The following is a 19781-nucleotide window of genomic DNA, read 5'->3' on the forward strand; positions in this document are numbered from 1 at the left end:
TAATAGCAAGGAGACTTCTGTATGCCAATGATTAATCAACCCGCTCCACAATTCACCGCACAGGCTGTTTTTGATGGAGGTGAAGTTCGTGACATTTCCCTAAATGACTTCAAAGGAAAATGGGTTGTCCTGTTCTTCTATCCTTTGGACTTCACATTCGTCTGCCCCACAGAGTTGACTCAGTTCCGTGAACACATCACATCTTTCCAAAAAGCTGGAGCCACAGTCATTGGCTGCAGCGTGGACTCTGTTCATTCTCACAAACGCTGGTTGCGAGACGATCTGGGCAACCTGGGTTATCCTTTGATGGCGGATCTGACAAAACGTATCGCCCGCGATTACGGTGTCTTGTTTGAAGACCGTGGTATCGCGACTCGCGGCACCTTCATCATCGATCCGGATCAAAAAATTCAGTACATGGGCATTCACAACACGTCCGTGGGTCGCGACGCGAAAGAAATTCTGCGCGTTCTTCAAGGCTGTCAAAGCGGCGAGCTTTGCCAGGCGGGCTGGAAAGCCGGTGATGATCACATCACACCACTGAAGTAACCATGAACTTGAAAGCTGATTTCATCCAACAGCTTCGTTCTTCTTACAAGGGGCTTGCCAACGAGCCTCTTGAGGATCTGGTTTCCGAAAATCTGATTTCTCCCTTTACCGTCACCCTGCCTGAAACCGTGATCAAAAAAGCCGAAAAAATTGTTTCTTTGCTTTTTAATCTGCGTGAACAGTCTTCATATCTGAAACACTACGATAATCTGATCGCAGAAAAGGGTCTGAAAGACCCAGGCAACAAGTCGATCATGATGAGCTATGATTTTCACCTGGATGAGCATCAGAATCTGAAGCTCATCGAGGTGAACACCAATGCAGCCTTCCTGATTCTGGGCTATGAAATGTACCAGATGAAAGGTCATCCCCTGCCAGTGGCAGACTTCACGCGCGATGAAATCCGCCACATGATTGAAACAGAGATGTCCTTGCAGGGTAAGACAGCGTCGACCCCCTTCAAAGTGGCGATCACTGACGAAACCCCTTCTCAGCAACGCTTGTTTGTGGAATTCCTGGCTTACAATGAGTTGTTTAAATCCTATGGCTGGGATTCCCGCATTGTGGACTATCGCGATCTGTTCAAGGACTTTTCACCGGACTTCATTTACAACCGTTACACGGATTTCTTCCTGACCGAGCCTTCCAGCTCTGTTCTGCGCGAAAAATTCCTGAACGGCGCTGTCTGTCTGTCTCCGAATCCATTTGAATATCTGATGCTGGCTGATAAGCAGCGTCTGATTGACTGGGGTGTCCCGGGCTTCCTGGAAGCTCAAGGACTGTCAGGTGCGGATCTGGACCTGGTTCGCACTTCCGTTCCCGAGTCCTACGATGTCTGCGAATCCAAGGCGGCGGAGATTTGGGCTGATCGCAAAAGATTCTTCTTCAAGCCAAAAAATGCTTTCGGCTCGAAGCAGTCTTATCGTGGTTCCTCCATCAGTCGAAGTGCTTTTGACAAGATCGTCGGCCACGACATGATCGCACAAGAGTTTGTTCCGGCGCCGGAGCAGACTTTTGAAACTCCCGAGGGACCGCAGGCCTTCAAGTACGATTTGCGCTGTTATGCTTACCAGGGGCGCATGCAGCTGATTTTGGCCCGTCTGTATCAAGGACAGGTGACGAATCTGCGCACGCCATATGGTGGCTTTGCAACAGTACTTAAAGGTTCATAGTTTTTTTGAGCGAATCCACAGGCGCAACGGCGTCAGTTCTTTTTCCGTCAGTCCAACAAAGTGAACTTGAATACGGTAGAATGTCTCCGTCGTTGTTTTGGTTTCCTCGCAAGCCGTGATCCGTAAGGGCATCTTACTGATTCCAATATCATCATAAAGACTGCTCGACAGGCGCAAAACCATACCTAGCGGCATCGGCACATTGGACTTAATCACCATGCCCAACTCAGAAACAGTCATAATTTCCGTCTTGGTTTCCCATTCGGCTTTGACATAAACCGGAGCTTCGACAAAGTGAGCTGTGTCTTTTTCGCTTTTCGCCAGAAGATTTTTAATTTTGGCCAGCAACAGTTCGGGATCAATCGGTTTGACCGCATAGTCGTTCGCACCGGACTCAATGCCTTTTTCAACATCCGCCTTTTCGCGCTTTCCGGTCAAAAGAATCACCGGCATCTTGGCAATCTGGGGATTATTGCGAACGGTGCGAATCAGGGCATATCCCGTCGCGCCTCCCGGCATGATGGCGTCCGTGATCATCAAATCAAACGGCTCAGTGGTCAGGCGATCCAAAGCATCGATGGAATTCGTACAGGACGTGACAATATGATTGTCCTTCAGAAGCAGAGCTTCCAAAGTCAGCAGGACACTTTTTTGATCATCCACAATCAGTATCTTTGCCATTTCACGCCACCTTCGTTCTGGCAGAGTACATTTTTAGTTCCGACAAGCTTTCAAAGAACTTTCGCTCCACTTGTTTGAGCAGGAATTCGGCCTCCACAAAGTCTTCGATGTCTTCCAACTTCTGACATAGTTCAGCCACAGTCTTGGCTCCCAGTGTTGCCGAGCTGGATTTCAGGGCATGGGCAGCTTCCGAAACCCGCTCCCGGTTGGATTGGTTGATGCCCTCGCGAATCTCATGCAACAAAGCCGGGCCGGACTTTTCCAGATCTTCAATTAAAACATCCGTCAGATCACGATCCTGTGACACCAGATCCTTCAGGTTTTGCAAAGCCTTCAGATCCAAAGTTTTTTCCGTGGGTTTGTTCCACCGGTGTAAAACCTCGATCAGTCTATGAAGCTCCAAAGGCTTCGTCAAAAAGTCATCCATCCCCGCTTCGAAGCAGGACTTGCGCTCACCACTGGTTCCCTCCGCGGTCAGGGCAATCACCGGGGTTTTGCGAGCTTTCGTGTTTTCCAACAGGCGCAGTTGTCGCGTGGCCTGATAGCCATTCATCACTGGCATTTGACAATCCATAAAGACCAGATCGTAATTCTGCTCCTGAAGCTTCTTCAAAGCGATTTCGCCATTGCCTGCAATATCCACAGTCAAACCCAGCTTGCGCAGATAAGACTCTGCCACACGCTGATTGACCACCTGGTCTTCGGCCACCAAAACATGACCTCGGAAGATTTTTGCAAAACGCGTTTCCGAGGATTGTGTCAATTCATCTTCCGCACAGACAGGGAGTTCCACCTGAAACCAAAAATTTGAGCCCACACCGGGCACACTTTCCACACCGATAGTTCCGCCCATCAGATCCACCAGCTGTTTACAGATAGAAAGGCCCAGGCCCGTTCCGCCAAACTTCATCCCGGCACCAGCCTGGAAGTATTTCTGGAACAACGACTTCTTTTCGTGCTCCTGCAATCCCTGGCCGGTGTCTTTAATTTCAAACAACAAAGAGGTTCTTCCGTCATGATCGCCGCGACTGGAAACCTCGATACGAACAAAACCTTTTTCCGTGAACTTCACTGCATTCCCAATCAGGTTCACCAGGATCTGGCGCAACCTTCCGCCATCCCCCCGATAGTGCCATGACACTTTTCCATCAAAACGACATTCCAGGCCGATATTTTTTTCCGCCATGGTGGGCTTAAACATCTCGAGCACATCCTCAACCAGGAACTGCAGATCCAGCGGCTGCGGCTCCAAACGGATTTTTCCGGCTTCAATTTTGGAATGATCCAAAAGATCGTTAATCAACATCAATAAAGACTCTGCCGAACGTTTGATGTTCCCCACATAATCCTGCTGTTCCGGGTCCAGGTGGGTGTCACGCAAAAGTGTCGTCATCCCGATCACACCGTTCATGGGGGTGCGAATCTCGTGGCTCATCGCTGCCAGGAAGTCCGATTTTTTCTGCGAAGCCTCGACCGCCGCCTCCCGCGCCCTGATCCATTCTTGTTCCACCATCTTACGCCGACTGATATCTTTAAAGACGATCAAAGCGCCAGAGATTCCACCGTCAATGTCATTCAACGGGCGGCTGCTTAAAGAAATATACATGCCATCAGGATGCTCCTGATTCTGCACAAAGATTTCCAGATCATCCACTCGGTCACCACTTAAGGCGCGATACAAAGGAAGCTCTTTGCGTGTGTAGGGACGCCCTTCTTCAGGACTATAGAAGCCCAGGGCCTCCACACTGGATTCAGTGGAAATTTCTTTGATTTTGGATCCGATGATTCTTTGCGCGGCCGCATTGTAATGCGTGAACCAGCCATTTTGATCAACCACGATCAGGGCTTCGCTCATACTGTTCAAGATTGTGTCCAGCAGAATGGATTTTCCCTCCAGATTCTGCGTAAGCTGCATCCGCTGCCGTAGCTCTTTTCTTTGCAGCACACGACTGATCAGAATCAGAAAGACCGCAGCCCCCAGGCCCCACAAAAATTGAAGCCCCTGGGAGGTCGGCTTAAACCGCAAGGGCGCTGAAGCCGCTTTCATTTCGATCAGTTGATGCTGAATTTGATATTTGGTTTTCTCGAGGGACACTTGCGCCTGGGCAGGTTTGCGCCCAGGATTTGTCATTTGACCGTTGGCCGCTTCGATGTGCTGACGAATCAGATGCCCCAGCTTCACCGCTTCCGCTTGAACGGGGGGATCTTTTTTAGTGGCTAGCGACAAACGCGCCAACTGCCCATTCAAGGACGAGATACTTTGATTGTACTCCTGCAGGTCCTGAGCATTTCGGGTTCTCAAAAAAACCTTATGAAAATGATCCGCGCGGGCAACAACACTTTCCACATTGTTCAGAACATCAGCCAGTTCAGTTTTGGGGCGCTCTGAATACTGACTCAGCTGCAGCAGTTCTGGACGCTGAAAGGTCAGGTATCCCAGGGCCATCAAACCCAAAAGGCCGATCTCAACCCCGTAACGAACAAGCAATGTCCTAAGAATGGATGCGGATCCCATAAAAAAACCAACCTCTGCCCTACTTATCGGAGAGGCTATCTCAGCGTGAAGCAAAAAACTGAGCTGTCCAAAACATCGTCATTTCCCCCAAAATTTTGACCCGGCAATCCCTTCCCACTGTGTTATGATTCTTTGTGAGGTGAAAATGCATCTGCAGGACGTTGTCTGGGAATCCCTTCAGGGACCGGGTTTTGAGCATTTGGTCATAAAGAAATCAGGCGAGAATATCTTCGCAGACTCGCTGCTGGTCTGTCCTGACGCCAATGGAAAACTGCAACGAATCAAGTACAGCATCACCCTGGACGATTCCTACAGCGTGCAAAACTATCACGTTCATTCCCTGACAGATCCCACCAAGAAGGTTGGCACCTCGGACCTGATTGAATCTCTATTCGTCGACATCTATCCCTCCCCCTTCACCAACACCCTGCCGATTCAATGGATGCGCTCGCAGTTCCTGCAGGTTTACGAGCTGGAGGTCACCTGGGTGGATGCTCTTCAGTTTAAAACAAAGATCGCCACACAACGCTACACAGAGCTTCAGGTGGGTGCCGAACAAAGCATCTATCGCTTTGAATCCATCGACGCAAAAACAAAAGAGGTCCACTTTAGTGCGGACCTCAAGGTGGATAAAGATTGTCTGGTGCTGGAGTACCCCGGCTATTTCCGCCGCAGGTTATGATCGACTTAAGGCCTGAACGGCACAGCATCGTAGCGAACTGACAAATACTGGGACGTGCCTCCCTCTTTCTTCACCAGCATCAGTTCAAACTCGGAGTGAGATCTTTGATAGATCTTGTACTGCGCACCGCTGGCTTCCAGCCACTCTTCCAGATTTTCCCCCTGAGGCACCGCTGCACTCTTCAGGTTCCAGAAGGAAAAGCGCTGTGCTTCTGTCAGCAGCTGAAACTGCCAAAGACTCTGACCGACGCGATGTTTTTTATGCGTGTCGATCAAGGTCGGTGCCAATAAAGAAAACCTCTGGCCAAGGTCCTGAGAAACATTACCACAAAGGATTTGCGCGGCACTGGAGCTCTTTAAAAAGGACTGATAGCCATGCAAACGAGTCTTTTCCGCGCCAGAGGTGCTTTCCACATAGTATTCCACATCACGCGCCACCAAAACCGTTTCTGGTAAGCGTTTCAGGGAGCCTACAAGCTCGCTGCGAAGCTCAGTCAGAAACTCGGGTCGGCTGCCACAGGCCGGAGCCGCCGTGAACTGCGGGCGCAGAAGTTTTCCAGGGGGTGACCCTTTGAAGGCAAACGAAGTTGTTGAGATCAGCACCAGAAGTAAAAAGCCAGATGTCTTCATTGTTTCCCCTTATTATGTCCAGTCTAGTATTCGGAAGAACTTTTTTAGGGCTTAATATTAAAGTGCAGGCCAGTCTTGCCGATATGAAGAGTGTCTCATTTTTCTACAAGGATGGTGGAAGCAACATGACGATGAAACATAGTGGCACTCGAAAGTTACAGCAACTGACGAACTTCTATTCGTCTTTCGATCAACTCAATGGTGTGCATCCTTGGATGGATGCAGTCAAAGACGGGTTTGTTTCCTACAGGGTTCGGGAACTCAACACGGGCAAGGTCGCATACTTCAACTTCATACTCGCAAAAGAAATGGGACTGATCCCACCTGATCACCCCCATCAGATGAGCGAAGAGCTGCAACAAAAACTCATAGAAACTTTCTCTTTGCAGATCATCAACGAATACGACGAACTTACTCAGCGTCGCATTGATCCCGCCACCATTCGTCCTCACAAATACATGGCCACCCGCTATCTGCAACTGCAACACAGCAACAAGCAGGGTAAAACATCCGGCGATGGCCGCGGCATCTGGAACGGAACTGTCTATCACCGCGGCACCACTTGGGATGTATCCAGCCGTGGCACGGGCGTGACCTGTCTTGCCCCTGGAGCAGTTCAGGCCCAGAAACCTTTGAAAACCGGTGGCACCGAGTTTGGCTATGGCTGCGGCCTGGCTGAAATCGACGAGCTTTTAGGTGCCTCCATCCTGGCTGAAGTCATGCACCTGCAAGGCATCGGCACAGAGCGCATGCTGTGTGTGATTGATCTGGGCAAAGGTTACGGCATCGGTGTTCGCGCTGCGCGAAATCTGATCCGTCCGGCGCACTTGTTCCTATATCTGAAGCAGGAACGCTGGGACAACCTGAAAGCGGCAACCGACTATATGATTGATCGACAGATTGATAACAAAGTCTGGGACATCAAGGCAAAAGGTTCGGGAAGATACGATGAAATGCTGATCGAGATTTCCAAATCCTTCGGTGAATTCACAGCTATTCTGGATACAGACTATATCTTCGCATGGCTGGACTGGGACGGCGACAATGTGTTGGCCGATGCCGGTATCATCGATTATGGCAGTGTTCGCCAGTTTGGAATCCGCCACGATAAATACCGCTACGACGATGTGGAAAGATTCTCAACCAATCTGAACGAACAAAAGCAAAAGGCCCGTCTGATTGTGCAGGTCTTTGCGCAAATGGCGGACTATCTGAAGACAAAAAAGAAAAAACCCTTGCGAGATTTCGCCCAGCATTCAGCAGTGCTGAACTTCAACAGGGTCTTTGATCTGAAGCGCGCAGAACGTCTGTTGTATCGCATGGGCTTCAACGAAACCCAGCGCAGTCATATCATGGCCAAAGACGGTTTGTTCGAGCGTTTCGATAAAGAATTCTCGTTCTTTGAAAGAGCCAAAGTCAGCGGCAACACCGAAAAGGTCGCCGATGGTGTCAATCATCCGGCTCTTTACAACATGCGCACCTTGATGAAAGTCTATCCGCGCTTCCTGATGGAAAGTCCGCTTCCTTTTGAAAAACGCTGGATGACGGAAAACACTTTCTTTAAGACCGTGCTTTCAGGTTTTGCCAAATCCCGCGACGCTCGCATGGGCGAAAAACAGCGCCGTCATATCGAGGCCTTCCAACGTGTCTATCGCGAACTGGTGGAAACCGCCGCTGGTCGCAACAAGCCGGAACATATCCTAAAAGGAATCTGCGAACGAGCCGAAAAACTGAATTCTGATAAACGCATCACCGGAAATGCCTTGATCGAGATGGTTGAGGAAATCATCACCGAAAAGAAAAAAGGTCTTCCGATGGAGCAGATTCAGAAAATCGTCGACAAGCTGATTTATGAGCAAAACGGCATGCCTGAAATTCCGGTCAGCCGATTCTATCGCGACCAACTGGCCACCCCCGCAGTCAAAATGGATCTTTACGCCAAACTTTTAAGTCTGGTGGAAGAACACAAGGAATCCATCTAAGAAAAAAGGACCTGGCTGCAAAGCCCGGTCCTCAACCCCAGGGTTGTATTTTTCATCCCCTCCGTTGAGTTCAAGCTGCGAAAGGATTAGAACCTCCCCTCGAATCAATACCAAAAGGGGTTGGAATGAGTCCGGAACTTCTAATGCCAGCAGGCTCTCTTGAAAAGCTAAAGTACGCTTACAACTTCGGTGCCGACGCAGTTTACGTCGGAGTCCCGCTTTTTAGTCTGCGCGCCCGCGAAAATGAAATGACCTTTGAGGATCTGGAAAAAGGAATTCAATTCGCTCGCGAGAATGGAAAACAGATCTATGTCACGGCCAATATTTTTGCCCGAAATCTGAAGCTGAAATCCTTCCGCGAAAACTTCAAAAAATGGGTGAATCTGAAACCGGATGCCTTCATCATGAGCGACCCCGGCCTGATGATGATCGCCAAAGAAGTGGATCCCGATGTCAACATCCACCTGAGCGTTCAATCCAATTGCATGAACTGGCAAAGCGTGAAGTTCTGGCAGCAACAGGGTGCCACCCGCATCATCCTAAGCCGCGAACTGCGCCTGGAGGAAATCAAAGAGATCCACGAGCGTGTGCCCGACATCGAGCTGGAAGCCTTCGTGCACGGCTCGATCTGCATCGCCTACTCGGGCCGATGCCTGCTGTCACACTACATGAGTTATCGAGATGCCAATCAGGGGGTTTGCGACAATAGCTGCCGTTATGGCTACAATATCTACAAAGCCGACACCAGCAAAGAAGAGGAGTTCTATCTGGAGGACTTGCGCAACAAAGGCCAGTTCTACCAGATCGATGAAGACGAAAACGGCACCTATATCATGAACGCCAAGGATTTGTGCGTGATCGAGCATCTGCGCGAACTGCGCGACGCCGGGGTGTGTTCCTTCAAAGTCGAGGGACGTACAAAATCCATCTACTATGCTGCGATGGTTTCACGCATTTACCGTAAAGCCATTGATGATATGATGGCGGGTAAAGAGTTTGATCGCAGTTTGCTGCTAGAGCTGGATAAGATAGCCAACCGTGGCTACCACAAAGGTTTTGTGGCTGGAAACCTCAGCCATCATGCCCAGGAATACCGCCACTCAACCTCCAGAAACTACAGTCAGAAATTTGCAGGTGTCGTGATTGGCGATTCAGATCAGCCGGGATTTGTAAAAATTGAGGCCCGGCACCGCCTGCGCCCCGGGGAGGAGATTGAAATCATCTCTCCGGAGGGCACACAAAAGGCTCTTGTCGGAAGAATCACCAACGACAAGCACGAAAGTGTCCCGCAAGCCGGCGGAGGAGGTTTGATCTATCATCTGGAACTTCCCATCAAACCCCAGGCAAATTCCTTGGTCAGTCTGCTGGAAAAAGGCGGATTCTAAAACAGGAAATGCACCCTCTTGAGGTGCATTTCACATTCTTTAGGCCGACTTCTTGGCTGCAATTTCGCCGTACTTGGTGTCAATACCCATAATATGAGCGGTCAGCCAGGTCTTTAGGAACTGAAAGAAGGCTTGAGACAAGGTGTCCGTCTTTTCAAACTCTGCCTGATGGCCTTTCAGTCGCTCGATCAGATCCCGGTGGATTTTTTTATGAACAGTCGCATGAGAATACGGAAGTGTATCGAAAAACTTTTCCTCGTGTTCAAAGTGAGTCACCGTCCAACTGGCAAGCTCACGCACAATCGCCGCAAGCTCAGCCTTGCCCGCTTTGTTTTCGTTGCGATCGTAAAGCTTGTTCATGATTTCAATCAGCTTTTTGTGCTCATTGTCCATGGCATCCACATGAGTCGTCAGTCGACTTTGATCCCACTTAAAGAATGAATCAGACATCTTTTTCCCCTTGGTCCGGTTTGTTAAATCTCTGTAACATCTAACTCATCGGAGGGGTGGATAGCGGACTACATGACGGCCATCATAAGGATCTAATTTTTTCTGAGGTCAGAAAGTTGGTCACGAACCCAGCGTCTTATTATGGGATACTCTTCTTCTTTCAAAGTGTGATCTTTTTCCATCTCAACCCACTGGACCTTGAGCCCGGCGTCTTTCAACTTCTCCACTCCAAATTTGGTTTCTTCCAATGGCAGAATGTCGTCCTGATAACCGTGCGTAAACAACCACGGAGTCTGCTTGGCCTCTAAGGACAGATTATTACGCCAGCGCGGATAGAAATTGAAGTAGCCACTGATGCCGACAATACCCCCCAGCTTTTTGGGATAGTTCAACCCGACATCGGCACTGATCAGGCACCCTTGAGAAAAGCCAAACAGGAAGATCTTACGACTGTCCCAACCCTGGTTTTCCAGATCGTTGAGCAGATCAAAAAGCTTTTCCCGAATCTTCATCACCCCATGGCCCTGGAAGGGAGGCTCACCATACCAGGTATAGCCATCCAGGAACTTTCTGGGAGCATTCAGCAACAGATAGTTCATCTCTGGCAGATTCAGTTCTTCATCAAAAGAAAAGAACGGACGAATGCTGTCCCCGCGACCATGCAGAACAATCATCAGAAAGTCTGACTTCTTTTTTGCGGGAATAAACTTATGCTTAAAAAGGTTTGTCGTGATCATAGCCCTGCCCTAGCGACCGCTTTTGTGCAAAATAAAATCTGTCGTGCTTTTGTCATTTGCATATCTTCAGAAGACAATGCGTCCTCCATCTCCAGACAGTCGCCAGTGGCGAAAGCTTTCCCCAGCATACGAATCTGTCGTTCCGGTGCACGCAGCGGATGAATGAACTGTTCCGCCTCACGCACCACAGAGATCTCCTCAAAGTTCACCGCCACGTCAGGCTCAAGGCCCTTCATCTGCGGGGATCTGCCCGAAGGCAGATAATAGAAGCCCTTGGTTTCAAACAAGGCGATCTTTTTGTTCTGAGACCAGTACTCACCCTCCTGGAACGAGCCTTTGCCGAAGGTGCGTTCACCCACCAGCACCGCCCGATTCAGATCACGCAAGGCTCCCGCCACGATCTCAGAAGCACTGGCGGAGGCCGCATTGATCAACACCGCCATCGGCAGATCAAAACGTTTTTCCTCGCCACCATAAAATTCTTCTGACTTTTTGCTGGGATCCAGGTAACGAACTTCAAAGATTTTTTCATCCGGTCCGACAAATAAGCTGGCAATGCATGCGGCTTCTTCCATCTGACCACCCGGATTGTCGCGCAAATCCAACAACAAACCACGAACATGGGATTTCTTTAAAATATCCAGCGACTCTTTCACTTTTTCGCAGGCCCCGCGGGCGAACTTGTTGATCCCGATCACTGCAATGGGCTTAATGCCTTCAATCACACGGGTTGAAACCGTGGCAATAGTGATCTCCTGACGGCGCAGACGGAACTTAAGTTCTTCACCATCTCGCAAAACGCGGATCTTAACGATCTCTCCAACTTCGCCTTTCAGAAGTTCCGACACACGTGCCTGCAAAAGGCCCTTCACTTCAGTGCCGTTAATCGATAACAGAACATCGCCCTTTTGCAAGCCCGCCAGCTTGGCCGGACTTCCTTCAGTCAGCTTACGAATGACATATTTCCCATGGGCCGTGCCCAGAGAGATCCCCAGACTGACAGAGCGACTGTCCGCACGGGAAATCACTTCTTGGAACTGGGACACCGGCATGAAGTAGGTATGAGGATCGCGGAAAACAGAGATAAACCCATTCAACCCCAGACCGATCATCATCGCACGCTGAGATTCGGGTATGTACTCTTCCTGCAGCTCATTCCACACCTTCAGGAAAGAGATCTTCACGGCCTTGTCTGTATTCTCGGTAAAGAACTTCTGCCAAGGCTCCAGTTGCTTCTTCTCAGAGCTCATGTCGGCGGACACTGACTCGTGTACAGGCACAAGTTTGCCATTCAAACCAAGACTGAGGTTGAAGCGATTGGCAACGGTCAAAATGGAGTTGGCACACGCCAGGAAATAGCGCTGCGAACTGCTGCAGGTCTGATCCTGCAAAAGATCCTCCAGAGCCGCCGGCCCCAGCCCCGTCTCTGCCCAATAGTCTTCTGTGGTTTTAATCCCGCGGCCTTCCGTGCCAGAGACACGCCATAAATACAGGCTGGCCCCCAGAACCAATACGGAAAGTGAGATTGTAAAGAACCTTGCTGAACTGAGCACTCAAAGCCTCCGACCCGACGGCTTTCCTAGAGCAACGGCCATGCCCGCTCAGATCGAATTGGTTGCACTTCGGCGGTGTATTTTGGAAGTTTTTTCCTATTCGCCAAGGCCCTAAACAACGCCCCCGGCCTTGAGCTTTCCCAGAGCCTGTAATACCTTAAAATCACTATGATTATCGTAACAGGTGCAAACGGTTTTATTGGCAGTGTGATGGTGTGGGAACTCAACCAAAAGGGGTTCAACGATGTGGTCGCCGTGGACTCTGTGGGTCTGGGCGAACGCAACCTTCTTCGCAAACAAAAGATTTCCAAATTCCTGCTAAAGGATGAGCTTTGGCCTTTTCTTGAAACCGATGAAGCCAAAAAGAAAGTCACTTGGATCATTCACATGGGGGCCTGTTCTTCCACGACTGAAACCAACAAGGACTTCCTATGGGAAAACAACACCCACTACACGCAAAGAATCTTTGAATGGTGTGCCGAGCATGGCAAATCCATGATCTATGCTTCCAGTGCGGCAACCTATGGGGCGGGCGAGTTGGGCTTTGACGACACCACCGACCCGGAAAAACTTCGTCCACTGAACTTGTACGGCGAATCCAAAGTTCTGTTTGACCGTTGGGCGGTGAAACAGACTAAAACTCCGCCACACTGGTATGGTTTGAAATTCTTCAACGTGTTTGGTCCGAATGAGTACCACAAAGGTCCGATGTCCAGCGTGGCGTTCAAAGCTTACAATCAGATCAAAGACACCGGCGCATTGGGTTTGTTCAAATCCGCTGATCCCAAGTACAAAGACGGCGAATTCATGCGTGACTTCGTCTATGTCAAAGATGTCACCGGCTGGATGGCCGAGCTGATGGATAAAAAACCTGTCAATGGCGTTTACAACATGGGCTTCGGAAAACCGCGCACCTGGCTGGATCTGGCGGGAAGCGTGTTTAAGGCCATGGGTAAGGACATGAAAATCAACTGGCTGGAAATGCCGGAAAATATTCGCGGTCAATACCAGTATTACACGGAAGCCAAAACTGACAAGTGGCTGGCCGCGGGGATGAGTCCCGCGAAATGGCCTTTGGAAAAAGCCGTGGCCGACTATGTTCAGAACTATCTTTCCAAAGACGACAAAGACATTTAAGAGAGCGTAAATATTCATGGAGACGGACTTTCTACCGCCACACTTAAGAAAATACGTCGTAGAACAACACTACGAAAAATACACGGCCATTGATCAGGCCGTGTGGCGCTATATTCTGCGCCAGCTCAAAGCCTTCTTATCCAAGCACGCACATGAATGTTATGTGGAAGGGCTGGCAAAAACCGGGATCGACATCGAACGCATTCCACGTATCGAAGACGTCAGCATAAAATTGGAGGAATTCGGCTGGAGAGCTCTTCCTGTGAGCGGCTTCATTCCGCCGGCTGCCTTCATGGAACTGCAGTCTTTGGGAGTTCTGCCGATCGCCTCTGACATGCGCACCCTGGATCATTTGCTTTACACGCCGGCCCCGGACATTGTTCACGAGGCGGCAGGACATGCGCCGATTCTGATTCATCCCGAGTTTTCTGATTACCTTCGCAGATATGCACAGGTGGCCAAAAAGGCTATCATCAGCAAAGAGGATCTGGATCTTTACGAAGCCATCCGTGATCTTTCCGATATCAAAGAAAATCCATCCTCAACACCGGAACAGGTCAAAGCCGCAGAAGAGCGGCTGGATAAAGTGGGGAAAAGCATTACCCATATTTCCGAGGCTTCAGAGCTTTCCCGCATGAACTGGTGGACCGCCGAATACGGATTGATTGGGGATTTGAACAATCCCAAGATCTTTGGCGCCGGCTTGCTTTCCAGTGTCGGTGAATCGAAATGGTGCCTCAGTGCCAAAGTTAAGAAAATCCCTCTGACCGTGGACTGCATCAAGACCAGCTACGACATCACAGAGCCGCAACCACAATTGTTTGTGGCAACCGATTTCAAAAACTTGGTGCAAGTCCTGGATGAAATGGCTGATCAGATGGCCTTCCGTGTGGGAGGCCTGAAAGGTCTGAACAAAGCCATCCAGGCTGAATCCGTCAATACGGCGGAACTTAATTCAGGTATTCAGATTTCAGGTCAAATCGTTGAAGCCATCACAGATTCTGCCGGAGGCGTTGCCTATCTTCGCCTGCAAGGACCTTCACAACTGTCTTATCAGGATGCGGAACTTTCCGGACATGACAAGAATTATCATGCGCATGGATTTGGAACTCCCATCGGCTTCCTGAAGTCTCATCCGGGCCAATGTCCGTCCACTTTCACTGACGCTGAATGGTTATCTTTGAATGTGACCCCCGGAAAAACCGTGCACCTGGAATTCACTTCCGGTGTGGTGGTGAAGGGCGAGGTTCAGTCCCGCATCACTCGTGATGGCAAGACTCTTCTTATCAGCCTGACTCAGGCTTCGGCCCAATTGCAGGACCGTGTTTTGTTTGCTCCCGAATGGGGCACCTTCGACATGGCCGTGGGCTCCCAGGTGGTGTCTGTCTTTGGTGGTCCCGCGGACCGCGAGGCCTACGGGGAAACCACAGACTTTGTTGCCAAACGTGTTCCGGCTCCGAAATATTCAGAAACAGAACTGAAACGTCGGGGTCTTTATGCAGCTTTGAGAAAGGCTCGCGAAGACAAACTTCAGGGCGAGGCTTTGACGACGACCTTGGAAAAGCTTCTGGCCGAACACAAAACAGTGGCCCCGCAAGACTGGTTGTTGTATTTGGAAGCTCTGGAGCTGGTGTTGGCACGAGCTCCACAGTCTTCACTCAAAACCCAGCTTGAAAAAGATCTGTCCCAGCTTGCCTCCAAAGATGAGAAAACAAGCGGTCTGATCGCCGACGGGCTGGTACTGGCGGGAGCCCTTTAGATGAAACGTCCTTTTGAAGTTCGCATTGTTCTGGTTCGCACAATCTATGAGCGCAATGTTGGCGCCACCTCCAGAGCCATGAGCAACATGGGTGTTGAAAAGTTGATTCTGATCGACCCCAAATGCGAACTGACCTATGAAGCACAACAGGCGGCCGCGACCGGACAAACAGGTTTGCAAAACCGCACGGTGTACAACTCCTGGGACGATTTCTTGGCCAAAGAGCCGGAAAGCATCAAGGTCGCCTTCACCGCTCGTGATGGCAAAGGTCGTCAGGTCCGTGACATGGAAGAGGTCTTTCACGACATCGCCACCAAGTCCCCGCAATTCCAAATTTCAAGTGATGTTCCCTACGTTGTGCACCTGATTTTCGGACCGGAAGACTGGGGCCTTGCCGGAGAAGATCTGGAACTGGCCAACTTCTGCGCCTGCATTCCAACGTTTGGTGAAAACTGGAGTTTGAATCTGGCTCAAGCCACTCTGCTGGGGATGTTCGGGCTGCGTCGAGCATGGGGCGGCAACCGTACCAAGCTGGATGGCGGTAAAGTTCGCCGGGTTCCTCAGGGCATTGAAGGCATCAATCCCGAACAGACACTCAAAACCTGGCTGGAAGAAATGGGCTTTGATCTGACTCGCCAAAGAAAGATCAACGTCTTTACAGTTCTCCGCCGCATGCTTTTACAAAACACACCGACGAAGAAGGAATTGGTTATTCTGGAAACCGTCCTTCAACAAAGCATTCGTAAATTGCGTGAATGGAAAGAGTTCCAGAAGCGCACTCCAAACCAATAGGCTGTTCAAAAAGGTCCAAATCCAAATACGGGCCTTTATCAAATGCCTAGGGGGTTTTGCACGAGCGGATCTTCATCAGCTTTGCATCAAACGTGAATTCCACAACCTCTTGCGACTTTAAGGCTTTTTGCAGACAACGATAGTCCGCCCCTTTATCAACTTCCATAGGGGTCGATATCGTGGCCATCGTCACCAGATAGTTGTTTTTCAATGGATTCTTTTGCAGGCTCAGGACCTTGCCCGTAAAAGCAAAGTCCGCCATCGCCACCAAAGGAAGAAGCCCCCACCATCCCATTAGGATGTCAGAAGCTCCTCATTCAATCGATCTTCCTGTTCCCGGATGGATCTTAGTTTCTTATCCAACTTTTGCAGGGCTTGGGCCATGCTTTGCCCCAGATCATGAAGTTCGTTGATACGATTCATGGTTTCGTCCTCTGGACCACCCACCAAACGCAGACTTTCCAGTTTGGCTGAGTTCAGATCAATCTCTTTGGACAGGGATTCAAGCTTTTGATTGAGTTTTTTGCGATCCTCCACCAAGGCTTTGGTCATTTCCCGGATCTGATCCAGATCCAGAACTTCCAACTGCCCGCTGGCGAACGCATCTTGTGAGTCTTTTGATTTTGTTTCTGCTTCATTGTCTTCGCCTTGGAAAGCCTCCAAAAACAAAGACCATTCGTTTTTAAGGGATTTTACGATCGACCTACTACTGTCATCACCCATATATATTAAAATACTCCTGCGCTCTTTGAGCGACTTGCGGATTCATCGGCCTTGGGAATTAAGAAGTAACAAAGGCCGTATCCCAGAATCGCGGCTCCGAAGGTGACCAGTAAAAACAGAACAAATCCCGTTCTTACGATCCCCACCTCAATCTGGTATCGTTTAGCTATTCTAGCACAGACTCCAAGGAGCTTTCTATCTAGAGCTTGGTCCAGTCTGTCGACGCGGGGCAAACAGATCGCCAGGATCAAATAAAACAAGATCCCAGTGCCGAACCAGAGAACTGCAATCAACCAAATGACGCGCAGTATCCATGTTTCAATACCTAAAGCGTCGCCCAAACCCTTACAAACGCCAGCTAACGCCCCTTTGTCAGAGCGAACCCAACGATAGTCCAGTTTCTGTGCACTTTGCTCCATCACTCCCCCGAATAAGCAGCCGATTTCCAATAGGAATCGTTTTAGCATCTTTGTAGAGGTTGCACTATTAAAAGTACGGAAGGGTTTAAAAGGTCCCCGTAATCATGAAATCGTTACCGAAAGTCAGATAACGAGGGTTGCGAATCTGTAGTTTGTCCGCCATGGCGCTGATCCGGATGGTTTCCGTCCACGAACGCGCCCCGCCCGAACCCATGATGATCGGTGCTTGGAACATATAGATACGATTCACCAGGGCTTCTTTGATAAAGGAGCTTGCCGTAAAGGCACCACCTTCCACCATCACAGACCGGATGCCTTTTGAATAAAGCTTCGCCAGCAAATCCTGCAAATCCAGATCCCCGCTAACACGAGTTTTCACATAGACAATCTGAGGGGCTCTTCCCAAGGACTGGAGAAGTGCTTCGACTTTCTCCTGAAGCTCTTCGGCCACACACCAGAAAACATCGGCCGGGTCATGGACATCCGCCAACTTCAGGTGCGCAAACTTCCCCAGCAACTCGGCCTCTCCGTCGATCACCACAACTTTGTTCTTTTTGCTAATTGTGGGATGCCGAATGTTCAAAGACGGGTTGTCGAATTCAATGGTGCCCTTGCCGACCAAAATGGCGTCATGGCAGGCTCGGATATAGTGAACATATTCACGGGATTCAGGACCTGTGATCCACTGGCTTTCACCTGATTTCAAGGCCACCTGACCGTCCAGACTGGAGGCCATCTTCAAAGACACAAAAACTTTCTTCTGTCGGAAGTTCCACAAGAAAGCTTCACAAACCTCTTCCAACGCCAGCTTCAGCTTTGCCTCCAGAACAGGATCTGCAGAAGAGAACACCTCCGCCTCGATACCCGCCTGACGAAGAATCTCGGCCCCCTGACCTGCCACCAACGGGTTGGGGTCAATCAAACCGAAAGTCACTTTCTTTAACGGCAGCTTTGCCATCATCTTCGCGCAGGAGGGAGTTTTTCCTTCATGGGCGCAGGGCTCTAGGGTGACAAAAGCGTGAGCCCCTTGAAGTTGTTCGGGCTTCAGATCTTTCAGTGCATTCACTTCGGCATGAGGGCCGCCGTAAAATTCATGATACCCGGCCGACAAAAAGCCGCCTTGAGCATCCAGAATCACGGCCCCCACCAAAGGGTTCGGACTGACTCGCGTGGCTCCTTTGTAGGCCTCACTGATAGCCAACCTCATGGCTTCTTCAGCCGAAAGCTTGGTACCCAAAGCCGGAACAGGAACAGAGCGAATCATATCCATAAATCACCTACGTCAAATAGCCGCGTTCGCGCTGATCACGTTCAATCGCATCGAACAGGGCCTGGAAGTTTCCATCACCAAAACCATCGTGGCCCTTACGCTGAATCAATTCGTGGAAGATCGGACCAAAAGTATTTTTGGTGAAAATCTGAAGCAGGTACCGACCTTCTTTATCCCCGTCCACCAGAATCGCATTCTTTTCCAAACGGGAAATATCTTCGGTCACACCTGGCACACGCTCTGGAATCATTTCATAGTAAGCGTGCGGAGGCGGTGTCAGGAACTGAATGTCACTGTTTTTCAAGGATTCCAAAGAATAATTGATATCGTTCGTCAGCAAAGCGATGTGCTGGATACCGGAACCTTTATATTCATCCAGATATTCCTGAATCTGGGACTTGTCTTCTGTCGGCTCATTGATAGGTACCGAGAACTTGCCACATGGAGATCTCATCGCGCGGGACAAAAGGCCCGTCTTGCTGCCGCGGATATCGAAGAATTTTGCTTCATAGAAGCCGAAAACATCTTCATAGAACTTTTGCCACTTGTTCATCTCACCTTTAGGCACATTGTTCGTGAAGTGATCCACGACGGTGAAACCCACGCCCGCAGGCGCTTTGTCTTCCGGCTTCACCTGGAAGATTTCGTTATAAAGTTTATCCTGATTCTTTTGGTCCATGAAATAGATCAAAGAATCCCCAATGCCATAGATCGCCGGAAAAGGTGTTGCCCCTTTTTGATGATCGTTGCCTTCGTAAGGGCGCGCCCCGCGAGCCACAGCTGTTTTGAAAGCATGCTCAGCGTCCACAACACGGAAACCTGTCGCGCAAACGCAGGGGCCATGAAGTTTGGCAAAGTCAGTTGCGAAAGTTTGAGGCTCACAGTTCAAGATGAAGTTGATGTCACCTTGACGGAAAAGCTTGATGTTTTTGCCATGAACCTGGCCCACCTCTTTAAAAGCATAACGCTTGAAAACTTGTTCGAAGAAATGTGCGTCAGGGCCGGAATATTCGATGAAATCCACCCCGTTAAGTCCTACAGGATTTTGCTCTGTGATCTGAGCCATGAGTCCTCCATATTTACTTTGATGGTGCTGACAGTAGCCCTATTTTTAAGCTTATTCAAGCATGATTAAATTTAGGAATATCAAACATTTAGACATCTTTTATTACACTTCATTCATAATGCAGGATCATCTATGTAGGGGATATTCATATTTTCAAAAACAACCGATACTAAACATGTCGTGGTTTCCAGCATCAACATCAGCCACTCGTAACCTACAACTATGAGGACTGCCGTGGAAAAAGCCCCGCAGAAAAAACTATCGCCCTGGTTCTATGTGG

Annotated in this window: 19 protein-coding genes; 8 read left to right on the forward strand and 11 right to left on the reverse strand. The window is 49.7% G+C overall.

The window, feature by feature from the left end:
• The first annotated feature begins 21 nt into the window (after window positions 1–21).
• Together ACZ5ZV_RS18350 and ACZ5ZV_RS18355 are read left to right on the forward strand one after the other, a co-directional pair.
• Window positions 22–549: a peroxiredoxin gene (locus ACZ5ZV_RS18350; RefSeq protein ID WP_464118660.1), complete on the forward strand. Its 528-nt coding sequence runs from the start codon at window positions 22–24 to the stop codon at window positions 547–549.
• 2 nt (window positions 550–551) lie between these two features.
• Window positions 552–1721, forward strand: a complete 1170-nt coding sequence (locus ACZ5ZV_RS18355; RefSeq protein WP_464118661.1) for a hypothetical protein — start codon at window positions 552–554, stop codon at window positions 1719–1721.
• Here the strand turns inward: ACZ5ZV_RS18355 and ACZ5ZV_RS18360 are convergent.
• Complete coding sequence (locus ACZ5ZV_RS18360) at window positions 1716–2402, reverse strand: response regulator transcription factor (protein WP_464118662.1); 687 nt, start codon at window positions 2400–2402, stop codon at window positions 1716–1718. The genes ACZ5ZV_RS18355 and ACZ5ZV_RS18360 overlap by 6 nt on opposite strands.
• A gap of 1 nt (window position 2403) precedes the next feature.
• Entirely contained in the window at window positions 2404–4917 is a 2514-nt protein-coding gene (locus ACZ5ZV_RS18365) for a response regulator (RefSeq protein WP_464118663.1), read from the reverse strand.
• A 145-nt stretch (window positions 4918–5062) separates the two neighbouring features.
• Between ACZ5ZV_RS18365 and ACZ5ZV_RS18370 the strand changes: the two genes are divergently transcribed.
• Window positions 5063–5599 carry a putative glycolipid-binding domain-containing protein gene (locus tag ACZ5ZV_RS18370; RefSeq protein ID WP_464118664.1) on the forward strand — a complete coding sequence of 179 codons (537 nt, stop codon included), beginning with the start codon at window positions 5063–5065 and terminating at the stop codon, window positions 5597–5599.
• A 5-nt stretch (window positions 5600–5604) separates the two neighbouring features.
• Here the strand turns inward: ACZ5ZV_RS18370 and ACZ5ZV_RS18375 are convergent, their stop codons facing one another.
• On the reverse strand, window positions 5605–6228 hold the full coding sequence (locus ACZ5ZV_RS18375; protein ID WP_464118665.1) for a hypothetical protein: 624 nt from the start codon (window positions 6226–6228) through the stop codon (window positions 5605–5607).
• Window positions 6229–6353: 125 nt separating this feature from the next.
• Between ACZ5ZV_RS18375 and ACZ5ZV_RS18380 the strand changes: the two genes are divergently transcribed.
• Window positions 6354–8210: a hypothetical protein gene (locus ACZ5ZV_RS18380; protein WP_464118666.1), complete on the forward strand. Its 1857-nt coding sequence runs from the start codon at window positions 6354–6356 to the stop codon at window positions 8208–8210.
• A 125-nt stretch (window positions 8211–8335) separates the two neighbouring features.
• Window positions 8336–9595: a U32 family peptidase C-terminal domain-containing protein gene (locus ACZ5ZV_RS18385; protein WP_464118667.1), complete on the forward strand. Its 1260-nt coding sequence runs from the start codon at window positions 8336–8338 to the stop codon at window positions 9593–9595.
• A gap of 39 nt (window positions 9596–9634) precedes the next feature.
• Here the strand turns inward: ACZ5ZV_RS18385 and ACZ5ZV_RS18390 are convergent, their stop codons facing one another.
• From ACZ5ZV_RS18390 to ACZ5ZV_RS18400, 3 genes are all read right to left on the reverse strand, one after another.
• Window positions 9635–10045 (reverse strand): bacteriohemerythrin, encoded by a 411-nt coding sequence (locus ACZ5ZV_RS18390; RefSeq protein ID WP_464118668.1) that lies wholly within the window; start codon window positions 10043–10045, stop codon window positions 9635–9637.
• A gap of 92 nt (window positions 10046–10137) precedes the next feature.
• Entirely contained in the window at window positions 10138–10782 is a 645-nt protein-coding gene (locus tag ACZ5ZV_RS18395; RefSeq protein WP_464118669.1) for an alpha/beta hydrolase, read from the reverse strand.
• Window positions 10779–12335 (reverse strand): S41 family peptidase, encoded by a 1557-nt coding sequence (locus tag ACZ5ZV_RS18400; protein ID WP_464118670.1) that lies wholly within the window; start codon window positions 12333–12335, stop codon window positions 10779–10781. The genes ACZ5ZV_RS18395 and ACZ5ZV_RS18400 overlap by 4 nt, the downstream gene beginning before the upstream one ends.
• Window positions 12336–12503: 168 nt before the next feature.
• Here ACZ5ZV_RS18400 and rfaD point away from each other — a divergent pair, with 168 nt between their 5' ends.
• Genes rfaD through ACZ5ZV_RS18415 form a run of 3 tightly spaced genes read left to right on the forward strand, consistent with a single transcriptional unit; the run spans window position 12504 to window position 16023 of the window.
• Complete coding sequence (gene rfaD / locus ACZ5ZV_RS18405) at window positions 12504–13472, forward strand: ADP-glyceromanno-heptose 6-epimerase (protein WP_464118671.1); 969 nt, start codon at window positions 12504–12506, stop codon at window positions 13470–13472.
• A gap of 16 nt (window positions 13473–13488) precedes the next feature.
• Window positions 13489–15231 carry an aromatic amino acid hydroxylase gene (locus ACZ5ZV_RS18410; RefSeq protein ID WP_464118672.1) on the forward strand — a complete coding sequence of 581 codons (1743 nt, stop codon included), beginning with the start codon at window positions 13489–13491 and terminating at the stop codon, window positions 15229–15231.
• Window positions 15232–16023, forward strand: a complete 792-nt coding sequence (locus ACZ5ZV_RS18415; RefSeq protein WP_464118673.1) for an RNA methyltransferase — start codon at window positions 15232–15234, stop codon at window positions 16021–16023.
• Window positions 16024–16069: 46 nt separating this feature from the next.
• Here ACZ5ZV_RS18415 and ACZ5ZV_RS18420 read toward each other — a convergent pair whose 3' ends face one another.
• The 5 genes from ACZ5ZV_RS18420 to hppD form a co-directional block, all read right to left on the reverse strand.
• Window positions 16070–16318, reverse strand: coding sequence for a hypothetical protein (locus tag ACZ5ZV_RS18420; protein WP_464118674.1), 249 nt, complete (start codon window positions 16316–16318; stop codon window positions 16070–16072).
• Entirely contained in the window at window positions 16318–16746 is a 429-nt protein-coding gene (locus ACZ5ZV_RS18425) for a hypothetical protein (RefSeq protein ID WP_464118675.1), read from the reverse strand. The genes ACZ5ZV_RS18420 and ACZ5ZV_RS18425 overlap by 1 nt, the downstream gene beginning before the upstream one ends.
• A 5-nt stretch (window positions 16747–16751) precedes the next feature.
• Window positions 16752–17165, reverse strand: a complete 414-nt coding sequence (locus ACZ5ZV_RS18430) for a PspC domain-containing protein (RefSeq protein ID WP_464118676.1) — start codon at window positions 17163–17165, stop codon at window positions 16752–16754.
• Window positions 17166–17250: 85 nt separating this feature from the next.
• On the reverse strand, window positions 17251–18435 hold the full coding sequence (gene ribD / locus ACZ5ZV_RS18435) for a bifunctional diaminohydroxyphosphoribosylaminopyrimidine deaminase/5-amino-6-(5-phosphoribosylamino)uracil reductase RibD (RefSeq protein WP_464118677.1): 1185 nt from the start codon (window positions 18433–18435) through the stop codon (window positions 17251–17253).
• A 7-nt stretch (window positions 18436–18442) separates the two neighbouring features.
• The gene (gene hppD, locus ACZ5ZV_RS18440) at window positions 18443–19501 is read right to left on the reverse strand and encodes a 4-hydroxyphenylpyruvate dioxygenase (protein ID WP_464118678.1); all 1059 of its coding nucleotides are present in this window, start codon (window positions 19499–19501) and stop codon (window positions 18443–18445) included.
• Between the last annotated feature and the right edge of the window lie 280 nt (window positions 19502–19781).

This window comes from Bdellovibrio sp. HAGR004 (assembly GCF_055397015.1).

Excerpts from the sequence above, each read along its gene's own strand:
- ACZ5ZV_RS18385 (WP_464118667.1), top strand. The coding sequence starts at position 8,336 with ATGAGTCCGGAACTTCTAATGCCAGCAGGCTCTCTTGAAAAGCTAAAG.
- ACZ5ZV_RS18425 (WP_464118675.1), bottom strand. The coding sequence starts at position 16,746 with ATGGGTGATGACAGTAGTAGGTCGATCGTAAAATCCCTTAAAAACGAA.
- ACZ5ZV_RS18360 (WP_464118662.1), bottom strand. The coding sequence starts at position 2,402 with ATGGCAAAGATACTGATTGTGGATGATCAAAAAAGTGTCCTGCTGACT.
- ACZ5ZV_RS18420 (WP_464118674.1), bottom strand. The coding sequence starts at position 16,318 with ATGGGATGGTGGGGGCTTCTTCCTTTGGTGGCGATGGCGGACTTTGCT.
- ACZ5ZV_RS18370 (WP_464118664.1), top strand. The coding sequence starts at position 5,063 with ATGCATCTGCAGGACGTTGTCTGGGAATCCCTTCAGGGACCGGGTTTT.
- ACZ5ZV_RS18410 (WP_464118672.1), top strand. The coding sequence starts at position 13,489 with ATGGAGACGGACTTTCTACCGCCACACTTAAGAAAATACGTCGTAGAA.
- hppD (WP_464118678.1), bottom strand. The coding sequence starts at position 19,501 with ATGGCTCAGATCACAGAGCAAAATCCTGTAGGACTTAACGGGGTGGAT.
- ACZ5ZV_RS18375 (WP_464118665.1), bottom strand. The coding sequence starts at position 6,228 with ATGAAGACATCTGGCTTTTTACTTCTGGTGCTGATCTCAACAACTTCG.
- ACZ5ZV_RS18395 (WP_464118669.1), bottom strand. The coding sequence starts at position 10,782 with ATGATCACGACAAACCTTTTTAAGCATAAGTTTATTCCCGCAAAAAAG.
- ACZ5ZV_RS18390 (WP_464118668.1), bottom strand. The coding sequence starts at position 10,045 with ATGTCTGATTCATTCTTTAAGTGGGATCAAAGTCGACTGACGACTCAT.
- ACZ5ZV_RS18415 (WP_464118673.1), top strand. The coding sequence starts at position 15,232 with ATGAAACGTCCTTTTGAAGTTCGCATTGTTCTGGTTCGCACAATCTAT.
- ACZ5ZV_RS18380 (WP_464118666.1), top strand. The coding sequence starts at position 6,354 with ATGACGATGAAACATAGTGGCACTCGAAAGTTACAGCAACTGACGAAC.
- ACZ5ZV_RS18365 (WP_464118663.1), bottom strand. The coding sequence starts at position 4,917 with ATGGGATCCGCATCCATTCTTAGGACATTGCTTGTTCGTTACGGGGTT.
- rfaD (WP_464118671.1), top strand. The coding sequence starts at position 12,504 with ATGATTATCGTAACAGGTGCAAACGGTTTTATTGGCAGTGTGATGGTG.
- ACZ5ZV_RS18350 (WP_464118660.1), top strand. The coding sequence starts at position 22 with ATGCCAATGATTAATCAACCCGCTCCACAATTCACCGCACAGGCTGTT.
- ribD (WP_464118677.1), bottom strand. The coding sequence starts at position 18,435 with ATGGATATGATTCGCTCTGTTCCTGTTCCGGCTTTGGGTACCAAGCTT.
- ACZ5ZV_RS18430 (WP_464118676.1), bottom strand. The coding sequence starts at position 17,165 with ATGGAGCAAAGTGCACAGAAACTGGACTATCGTTGGGTTCGCTCTGAC.
- ACZ5ZV_RS18355 (WP_464118661.1), top strand. The coding sequence starts at position 552 with ATGAACTTGAAAGCTGATTTCATCCAACAGCTTCGTTCTTCTTACAAG.